Below are 239 nucleotides of genomic sequence, written 5' to 3'. Positions count from 1 at the left end.
CATATGCTCGCAAAATTAATAAAAGCCCGCATACCGGGCCATTATTTAACTTCTATATCAAACTGGGTCAGTTCCCTGAACCGCTCCAGCCTTTGGTCGATGTCCTGTGGCCGGAGTTGGATCAGCCGTTCCGTGCCAAAACGCTCCACGCAGAACGACGCCAGGTTGGATCCGTGGATCACCGCGTTGCGCAGGTTGTTGAAGGAGATGTTTTGTGTCTGTGCCAGGTACCCGGTAAA

1 pseudogene is annotated in these 239 nt (G+C 52.3%); it reads right to left on the bottom strand.

What is annotated here, in order from left to right:
* Window positions 1-41 precede the first annotated feature (41 nt).
* A pseudogene (locus ACRHNM_RS18005) lies at window positions 42-239 on the bottom strand (sugar kinase); the annotation flags it as partial.

This window comes from Psychroserpens mesophilus (assembly GCF_050617655.1).
In the GTDB taxonomy this organism is placed as follows: Bacteria; Bacteroidota; Bacteroidia; order Flavobacteriales; family Flavobacteriaceae; genus Psychroserpens; species Psychroserpens mesophilus_A.
Note: the sequence above shows the minus strand (reverse complement) of the source record. Positions and strands in the feature narration are given on the sequence as shown.